This window comes from Thermus sp., from assembly GCF_056332225.1.
Genome location: NZ_JBWGQW010000059.1, coordinates 1 through 7,838, shown reverse-complemented (window position 1 = coordinate 7,838; position 7,838 = coordinate 1). Strand labels below are relative to the sequence as shown.

Genomic DNA, 7,838 nt, shown 5'->3' with positions numbered 1-7,838 from the left:
CCTTTCCGGGGTGGAAGGGCCCTTTGCCCGGGAGGTGCAGGTGACCGTGCCCCAGGGGGTGGAGGTGCTGGAGGTGCGCCCGGCCCGGGTGGAGGGGAGGGTAGAAGCCCTCCTTACCCGCACCCTGCCCGTGGAGGTCTACGCCCAGGGGGCTTGGGTGCGCACCGAGCCCGACCGGGTGGAGGCCAAGGGCCCGAGGAGCCAGGTGGAGGTGGCGGTGAGCGCCTTGGGGATAGACCTGGGCACGGGGGAGGTGGCCCTCACCGCCTTCGGGCCCGAAGGCCCCCTTCCTGGGGTGGAGGTCTCCCCCTCGAGGGTGAAGGTGGTGGCCCGGGAGGAGGCCCTTTTCCGCAAGGAGGTGGCCCTGGTGCTGAAGCCTCCTCCGGGCCTCAAGGTCCTGGAGTACACCCCTAAGGCCCTGGAGGTGGTAGGGCCCAAGAAGGCCCTGGAGGGCCTGGAGGCGGTGGAGGCCAGGCCCCAGGGGGGCTTCCGCCCAGGGGAGGTGGCGGGCCCCTGGGTTCTGGACCTCCCCCCGGGGGTGCGCCCCCTGGGCCAGGTTTGGGGAAGGGTGCGCCTTGGGCTACAATAGGTGGGATGATCTACCCCATCCGCCTTTACGGGGACCCGGTGCTACGCAGAAAGGCCCGCCCGGTGCAGGACTTTTCCGGGCTGAAAAGGCTCGCCGAGGACATGCTGGAAACCATGTTTGAGGCCCGGGGGGTGGGGCTCGCCGCCCCCCAGATCGGGCTTTCCCAGAGGCTTTTCGTGGCCGTGGAGTACGCCGACGAGCCCGAAGGGGAGGAAAGGCCCCTCCGCGACCTGGTGCGCCGGGTGTTTGTGGTGGCGAACCCCGTCATCACCCACCGGGAGGGCCTTTTGGAGGGCACCGAGGGGTGCCTTTCCTTGCCCGGCCTCTACTCCGAGGAGGTGCCCCGGGCCGAGCGCATCCGGGTGAGCTACCAGGACGAGGAGGGCGCCCCGAGAACCCTGGAGCTCGAGGGCTACCTGGCCCGGGTCTTCCAGCACGAGATAGACCACCTGGACGGGATCCTCTTCTTTGAGCGCCTGCCCAAGCCCAAGCGGGAGGCCTTCCTGGAGGAGAACCGCGCCGAGCTCGCCCGCTTCCAGAAGGAGGCCCGGGCTTTCCTCAAGGAGCTTTCCCGGGGATGAGGGTGGCCTTCTTCGGCACGCCCTCCTGGGCGGTTCCGGTCCTGGAGGCCTTGAACCGCCGCCACCCGGTGGTCCTCGTGGTGACCCAGCCCGACAAGCCCCAAGGAAGGGGCCTGAAGCCCACCCCGAGCCCCGTGGCCCGCTACGCCGAGGCCCAGGGCCTTCCCGTGCTCAAGCCGGAGAGGCTTAAGGGCAACCGGGAGTTCCTGGAGGCCTTTAAGGAGGCGGCCCCGCAGGTGGCCGTCACCGCCGCCTACGGCAAGGTCCTGCCCAAGGAGGCCCTGGAGGTGCCCCCCTATGGTTTCCTCAACCTCCACCCCTCCCTCCTTCCCAAGTACCGGGGGCCCGCTCCCGTGCAGTGGGCCCTCATCCGCGGGGAGCGGGAGACGGGGGTTTCCATCATGAAGACGGAGGAGGGCTTGGACACCGGGCCGCTTTACGCCGTCTGGCGCACGGAGATCCTCCCCGAGGAGGACGCGGTGGCCCTCGCCGAGAGGCTCCGGGACAAGGGGATAGAACTCCTCCTAGAGGTGCTGGAGGGGCTTCCCCACCTCGTCCCCGTCCCCCAGGAAGGGGAGGCCAGCTACGCTCCCCTCCTCACCAAGGAGGAGGGAAGGGTGCGCTTCGGGGAAAGCGCCGAGGCCATCTTCAACCGCCACCGGGGGGTGCAGCCCTGGCCCGGGAGCTTCTTCTTCCACGGGGGCAAGAGGGTGAAGGTCTTGAGGATGCGCCCTGAGCCCGGCCAAGGGACCCCGGGGGTAGTGCAGGCGGTGGACCGGGAGGGGGTCCTGGTGGGCACGGGGGAGGGGCTCATCCGCCTCCTCGAGGTCCAGCCCGAGGGCAAGCGCCCCATGCCCGCCGCGGACTGGGCCCGGGGGCACGGGGTGGGGCCGGGGACCCGCCTGGAGTAGCCCCCGCATCCCGGCCAAGGTTACCGGGGCCCCCGCCGCGGCGGGGCACTTAGAACTCCTCGTCCCACTCCACGATGGTCTCCCTGGTGAGGGTGGTGGCGGGCCTTGCTTCCGTCCCCGTGGCGGTCACCTCGGCTCCCCGCTCCTTCAGGAGGCCGAACTGGGCGGCGATGCCCCTAAGCCCCGCCCCCGCCAGGGCCACCACCAGGAAGACGGTGAGGCCCCAGGCCAGGTAAGGCACGAGCCCCTGCCCGATGGACAGGCTGCTCAGGGCCGCGAGGAGGGGGAGGTTGCCGTAGTCGGCCATGAGGGAGCCAAAGTAGGAAAGCCCTTCCGCAAGGATCGGCAGAAAAAGGAAAAGAAAGGCCAGGCCCAGAAGGTTCCAGTAGACGTTGCGCCCGCCAAAGGTGAGGCGGATGAGGTAGAGGGGAAAGAAGGCCAAGGCCGCGGCCAGGAGGAAAAAGACCGCCCGGGGGATGCCTGCCGTCTGGACCAGGGCCAGTTTGAGGTCCAGCCAGGGGTTGGCCCGGGGGCCCTGGCTGAAGCGCTGGCGGAGTTCCTCCAGGGCCTCGTAGAGGGTCAGGGCGTCCAGGGTGCGCAACCCCGTGGCCGTGGAGAGGTGGGCAAGCCCCCGGGATATCCTTTCCGTCAGGGCAGGGTCCACATGGGAAAAGACGGGCTCTACCCCGGCGAGGAACCGCAAAAAGGCCCGTTTCAGGTGGTACCGTCCCCGGTTGGCGTTCCCCTGGCCCAGAGCGGCCACCGCCAGACCCACCTCGTTTTGCACCTCTTGAAGCGCCTCCAGTAGCTCAAAGTTGTACTGGTATCCCAGGGCGTGGGCCAGGATCCTTACCGCCTGGGCGGTGGCGGGGTCCATCCAAGGGGGAACGTAAAAGGTTTCTACGGAGGCTTCTCCCGGCCCAGGGCTGGCCGGGGAGGCCACGGGGGGCTTTGGGATGGGGGTGGCAGGGGGGGGAGGCGGGGAGGGGGAGGGGCGGCTTGGGGCGGGGGCGGCGGTGGCGGGGGGCATGGTTTCCCCCTGCCCCGCCAGGGCCTTTCGCCAGGCGGCCACCTTCTTCTGCAACTCCTGGACTTCGTCCCGGAAGGCCTCTCCCCCCGAGACCTTGGCCAGGGCCTGGACAAAGTCCTGGGCCCTTAGGGTGCTCTCCGGGCTGTCCTGGACCACCAGGTAGCGGGCGTAGCCCCGGGCCAGGGCCAGGTAGGCCTGGGGGCGCGAGGTGGCGGAGAGGGCCTGGCTGAGGTCTTGGGCGAGGAGCTGAAGGAAGCGCCCCTCGAGGCGCCGCCTGGTTTCCTCAGGAGGAAGCCCCGCCACCTCCTGCACCACCTCTTGGCCGAGCCCCGTGGCCCGAACCAGGCGGGCGAGGTAGGCGGCCTTTTCCGGGGGAGGGGCCTGGAAGTAGCCGTCATAGAGCCCTTTGGCCAAGAGATGGCGGACCAGGATGAAGCGGGCCTCGAGGTCCGCCGCGCTTTTGCGAAGCACCGCCTGGCGGGCCTCCTGGAGGTTGCTTAGCGCCGCGTCGCGGAGGACCGGGGGCAGGCCTTCCGCCTCCTGGCGCAGAAGGCCTTGGGCCTGGTCCAAGGCCGCCAGGGCCTGGGTGGGGTTGTCCAGGCGCACCTGGGCCAGCGCCCGCTCCAGGCGGTCGTACACCTGGGGTAGGGGTGCGGCCAGGGCTAAGCCGAAAAGCGCCGCCAGGAAAAGCCACCTCTTCATCCTTCCACCTCCGTCGCGTTCGCAAGCCGCCTGAGCCCGTGCAGGAGGCGGCCCACGTTGGTCTCCTTGCGCGCAGCGACCCCCACATACCCCTGGCCTAGGGCGCGCAGGGCCACCAGGCCTTCCCCGAGGACCGCATAGAAGGTGCGGTACCCCTGCCGCCTCAGGAGGAGGTGGACTGGGTCCAAGGAGACGGGCTCCCCCGCGAAGAGTTCCTCCCTGCCGCTTTCCCCGGCCACCACCACCCCGACCACCCCCTCGAGGCGGGCCAGGCGCTGGGCCAGGTGGGCCCGGGAGGCGGGGTCCTCGAGGTCCACGGCCTCCAAAAGGGTGGCCTCCCCTTCCTCTTCCTCCTCGGCCTCCGGCTCGGGGGGAGCCAGGGCCTTGAGCCCCCGCACCCAGGCCTTGAGCTCCGGGGGCATCTCCTGGAAGGGCAGAAGCCGCTTGAGCTCGGGCCAGACCACTTCCTCGGCGAGCCTGGCCCACTCCCCGGGGTGGGCGGGTCTACCTTGGGCCAGGGCCTTGTGCAAAAGGTTTTCCGCGGCCCGATGGGAAACGTACTGGCTTAGGACTTGCAAAAGGCTTTCTTCCATGGCCGAGGGGCTTGCCAATCCGCCCCTCAGAGTGTACCATAACCTCTGCCCGAGGGTTCGGGCGCTTTCGCTGGGGTGTCGTCTAACGGCAGGACAGCGGACTCTGGATCCGCCGGTCGTGGTTCGAGTCCACGCACCCCAGCCAACCTTTGGCCCCATCGACTAGCGGTTAGGTCACCGCCCTTTCAAGGCGGCGGCGGGGGTTCGAGTCCCCCTGGGGTCACCAAAGCTCTCCGAGCCGCGCGCGGCCCCATCGTCTAGAGGCCTAGGACACGGCCCTCTCAAGGCCGAGACGGGGGTTCGAATCCCCCTGGGGTCACCAAGGCGCCTCGGAGGGCCTTCCTTATCTTGACAGGGCCTTTTCCCCCCCGCAAACTGGGAAGCGCTGTATACCCCCACTAGGTATGTGGGGGTGTAGGGTGGTGCTTAGGGAGGTGTCCATGGAGTTCACCCTTACGGGGCTTGCGGGAAGCGGCGCTCAAGAGGAGCGGTACGACGTGGTCATCGTCGGCGGGGGGCCCGCCGGGCTTACCGCCGGCATCTACGCGGGCCGGGGCGGCCTCAAGACGGTCATCGTGGAAAAGGGCCTCCCTGGGGGGCAGATCGCCCAGACGGAGGAGGTGGAGAACTACCCCGGCTTCCCCGAGGGCATCTCCGGGCCTGAGCTGGCGGGCCGCATGGTCCAGCAGGCGGAGAAGTTCGGGGCCCGCATCGTCATGGACGAGGTCTTGGGGATCGAAAAGACGGAAGAGGGCTTCCTGGTGCGGGGGTTTGAGCGGAGCTACCCCGCCCGGGCCGTCATCATCGCCACCGGGGCCAACCCCAGGAGGCTCGGGGTACCGGGGGAAGACCGCTTCTACGGGAGGGGCGTTTCCACCTGCGCCACCTGCGACGCCTTCTTCTACCGGGAGAAGGAGGTGGTGGTGGTGGGCGGAGGGGACGCCGCCGTGGAGGAGGGGCTTTACCTCACCAAGTTCGCCAAAAAGGTCACCTTGGTCCACCGCCGGGACGAGCTTCGGGCCAACAAGGTGGCCCAGAACCGCGCCTTCCAGAACCCCAGGATGCGCTTCCTCCTCTCCCACGTGGTCACCGAGGTCCTGGGAGAGGACCAGGTGACGGGGGTGCGCCTTAGGAACCTGAAGACCGGGGAGGAGTACGTCTACCCCACGGACGGGGTCTTCGTCTTCATCGGCCACGAGCCCAACACCGCCTTCCTCCAAGGGGTGGTGGAGCTCAGGCCCGACGGCTACGTGGCGGTGCGGGACGAGGTCTTCACCTCGGTCCCCGGCATCTTCGCCGCCGGGGACGTGGCCGACCCCGTCTACCGCCAGCTCGCCACCAGCGTGGGGGCGGGCACCCGGGCGGCCATGATGGCCGAGAGGTACCTGGCGGAGGAGGCCGAGCGGGTGCGGGGCTGAGGCGTGCTGCTGAGGGTTCTCCTCGGGCTTGCCCTTGGGGGCTTAGGCTTCGCCAAGCTCCTCTACCTTCCCCTGGACGACCGCCCCCCGAACCTCGCCCCGTGTCCCCTTGCCCGGGGGGTGGGGTTGGTAGAATAGACGGGTTATGACGCCAGAGGCCCTGGAGCTAAGGCGCCTCGAGGCCCTGGTCCGCGCTTTCCGCCTCCTCGCTCCCCTCACCCGGCGGGAGGAGGTCTTCCGGAAGGTGGTGAAGGTGGCCAAGGAGAGCACCCGGGCGGCCTCGGTCCTCTTCTTCCGCTACCGGCCGGAGGAGGACGCTCTGGAGCTGGTGGCGGCGGTGGGGCCTGCCGCGGACCGGGTGGGCTTCCGCTTAAAGCGGGGCCAGGGCTTCCCCTGGCGGGTCCTGGAATCGCGGAAGGCGCTTTTCCTCCCCGATCCGGATCCGGAGGCAGCCCTTCTCCCGGGCTTGGAGAGCCCCAGGGCCTATCTGGGTGTGCCCCTGATGAGCCCAGAGGGAAAGCCCCTGGGGGTGCTCTCCCTGGGCGCCCCCCAGGAGGAACAGGAGGTTTTCCCCGAGGAGCGCCCCTGTGTTGAGGCCCTGGCGGAGGCGGCGGGGATGGTCCTCTCCCGCCTCGAGGCCCTGGAGGAGGCGAGGCGGGAGGCGGAGCGCCATAAGACCCTCCTGGAGCTTTTCCTTGCCTTGGAATCCTCCCGAAATCCCAAGGTCATGGCCCGGAAAGCCCTGGAAGCCCTCCTCCGCCTCACCCCCTACCACGGGGGGGCCCTTTACCTCTTCCAGGAGGGAGCGCTGCGCCCGGCGGTGATGGCGGGCCGCTACCCGAAGGACTTTCCCCGGCTCTACGAGGCCCATCCCATCCGCTTCGGCCAGGAGCTCCTGGGCCACCCCGGCCTCTGGGAGGGGCCGGTGTACGTGGAGGACTACGCCCGCTTTCCCGGGGCCTTGAAGCCCTTCGCCGAGCAGGGTCTGCGCTCCGTTCTCCTCGCTCCCTTGAAGCCCGATGGAAGGCGCTACGGGGTCCTGGCCCTGGGCTCCTTCGGGGAGCGGGTGCCCTACCGCAAGGAGGACGAGGCCCTCCTCCTGGTGGTGGCGAAGAGGCTGGAAGAGGCCCTGGAGCGCCTCTTCCAGCTCCGTGCCCTCCGCCTCGCCCGGGAGGCCGCCCTTAAGGCCCTCTCCCGGGTCCTGGAGTACCGGGACCTGGAGACCCAAGGGCACACCGAGCGGGTGGCGGAGCTCGCCGTGCGCCTGGGGCGGGAGCTGGGCTTTCCCGACCTCGAGGGCCTGCGCCTTGGGGCCTACTTCCACGACCTGGGGAAGCTCGCTCTCCCCGACGAGGTGCTGAAGAAGCCCACCGCCCTCACCGCCCTGGAGTGGCGCATGGTGAAGACCCACCCCGAGGTGGGGCTGGAGATCCTGAAAAGCCTCCCCTTCCTTCCCCAGACGGCCCTGAACGTGGTCCTCTACCACCACGAGCGCTTTGATGGCTCCGGCTACCCCAAGGGGCTCAAGGGGGAGGGGATCCCCCTCGAGGCCCGCATCTTCGCCGTGGTGGACGTGTGGGACGCCCTGGTCTCCGAGCGCCCCTACAAGCCCGCCTGGCCCCGGGAGCGGGCCAAGGAAGAGCTTCGGGCCCAGGCGGGAAAGACCCTGGACCCGAAGGTGGTGGAGGCCTTCCTCCGCCTGGTCTAGGGGCTACTCCACCGTGACGCTCTTGGCCAGGTTCCGGGGCTGGTCCACGTCCCGGCCCAGGAGGACCGCCACCTCGTAGGCCAGAAGCTGGAGGGGCACCACGCTCACGATGGGGGCGAGGAGGGGGTGGACCTCGGGGACGTAGATCACGTCCTGGGCGAGCTTCCGGATCCCCTCGTCCCCTTGGGTGGCGACGGCGATGACCTTCCCCCCCCGGGCCCGCACCTCCTGGATGTTGGAGAGGGTCTTCTCGTAGAGGGGGCCCTGGGTGGCCAGGACCACCACGGGGAGGTGCTCGTCGATGAG

The 7,838-nt window shown here is 69.5% G+C and carries 9 protein-coding genes and 3 tRNA genes; 9 read left to right on the top strand and 3 right to left on the bottom strand.

The features are described from left to right. The 3 genes from AC01Y6_RS08955 to fmt all read left to right on the top strand — a co-directional run. On the top strand, nt 1-589 hold a 589-nt coding region (locus AC01Y6_RS08955), incomplete at its 5' end, for a YbbR-like domain-containing protein (RefSeq protein ID WP_476671188.1). A 5-nt stretch (nt 590-594) separates the two neighbouring features. Further along, the gene (gene def / locus AC01Y6_RS08950; protein WP_347241122.1) at nt 595-1,170 is read left to right on the top strand and encodes a peptide deformylase; all 576 of its coding nucleotides are present in this window, start codon (nt 595-597) and stop codon (nt 1,168-1,170) included. Next, complete coding sequence (fmt, locus tag AC01Y6_RS08945) at nt 1,167-2,081, top strand: methionyl-tRNA formyltransferase (protein ID WP_476671186.1); 915 nt, start codon at nt 1,167-1,169, stop codon at nt 2,079-2,081. Before def ends, fmt begins: the two co-directional genes overlap by 4 nt. Nucleotides 2,082-2,130: 49 nt before the next feature. Here the strand turns inward: fmt and AC01Y6_RS08940 are convergent, their stop codons facing one another. Then, nucleotides 2,131-3,813 carry a hypothetical protein gene (locus AC01Y6_RS08940; RefSeq protein ID WP_476671184.1) on the bottom strand — a complete coding sequence of 561 codons (1,683 nt, stop codon included), beginning with the start codon at nt 3,811-3,813 and terminating at the stop codon, nt 2,131-2,133. Next, nucleotides 3,810-4,406 (bottom strand): hypothetical protein, encoded by a 597-nt coding sequence (locus AC01Y6_RS08935; protein ID WP_347241118.1) that lies wholly within the window; start codon nt 4,404-4,406, stop codon nt 3,810-3,812. Before AC01Y6_RS08935 ends, AC01Y6_RS08940 begins: the two co-directional genes overlap by 4 nt. A gap of 71 nt (nt 4,407-4,477) precedes the next feature. Between AC01Y6_RS08935 and AC01Y6_RS08930 the strand changes: the two genes are divergently transcribed. The 6 genes from AC01Y6_RS08930 (at nt 4,478) to AC01Y6_RS08905 (ending at nt 7,532) form a co-directional block, all read left to right on the top strand. Next, a tRNA-Gln gene (locus AC01Y6_RS08930) sits at nt 4,478-4,551 on the top strand. A gap of 6 nt (nt 4,552-4,557) precedes the next feature. Next, nucleotides 4,558-4,632, top strand: a tRNA-Glu gene (locus tag AC01Y6_RS08925). Between the two features lie 20 nt (nt 4,633-4,652). Further along, nucleotides 4,653-4,728 (top strand) — tRNA-Glu (locus AC01Y6_RS08920). A 118-nt stretch (nt 4,729-4,846) separates the two neighbouring features. Further along, complete coding sequence (gene trxB, locus AC01Y6_RS08915) at nt 4,847-5,824, top strand: thioredoxin-disulfide reductase (protein ID WP_476671182.1); 978 nt, start codon at nt 4,847-4,849, stop codon at nt 5,822-5,824. Between the two features lie 3 nt (nt 5,825-5,827). Continuing rightward, on the top strand, nt 5,828-5,962 hold the full coding sequence (locus AC01Y6_RS08910; protein ID WP_476671180.1) for a hypothetical protein: 135 nt from the start codon (nt 5,828-5,830) through the stop codon (nt 5,960-5,962). 7 nt (nt 5,963-5,969) lie between these two features. After that, a complete protein-coding gene (locus AC01Y6_RS08905) occupies nt 5,970-7,532 on the top strand; it encodes an HD domain-containing phosphohydrolase (protein ID WP_476671178.1) in 1,563 nt (520 codons plus the stop codon). 3 nt (nt 7,533-7,535) lie between these two features. Here the strand turns inward: AC01Y6_RS08905 and AC01Y6_RS08900 are convergent. Beyond that, on the bottom strand, nt 7,536-7,838 hold a 303-nt coding region (locus AC01Y6_RS08900; RefSeq protein ID WP_476671177.1), incomplete at its 5' end, for an SIS domain-containing protein.

Coding starts and splice junctions, on each gene's coding strand:
- def (WP_347241122.1), top strand. CDS start 595: ATGATCTACCCCATCCGCCTTTACGGGGACCCGGTGCTACGCAGAAAG.
- fmt (WP_476671186.1), top strand. CDS start 1,167: ATGAGGGTGGCCTTCTTCGGCACGCCCTCCTGGGCGGTTCCGGTCCTG.
- AC01Y6_RS08940 (WP_476671184.1), bottom strand. CDS start 3,813: ATGAAGAGGTGGCTTTTCCTGGCGGCGCTTTTCGGCTTAGCCCTGGCC.
- AC01Y6_RS08935 (WP_347241118.1), bottom strand. CDS start 4,406: ATGGAAGAAAGCCTTTTGCAAGTCCTAAGCCAGTACGTTTCCCATCGG.
- trxB (WP_476671182.1), top strand. CDS start 4,847: ATGGAGTTCACCCTTACGGGGCTTGCGGGAAGCGGCGCTCAAGAGGAG.
- AC01Y6_RS08905 (WP_476671178.1), top strand. CDS start 5,970: ATGACGCCAGAGGCCCTGGAGCTAAGGCGCCTCGAGGCCCTGGTCCGC.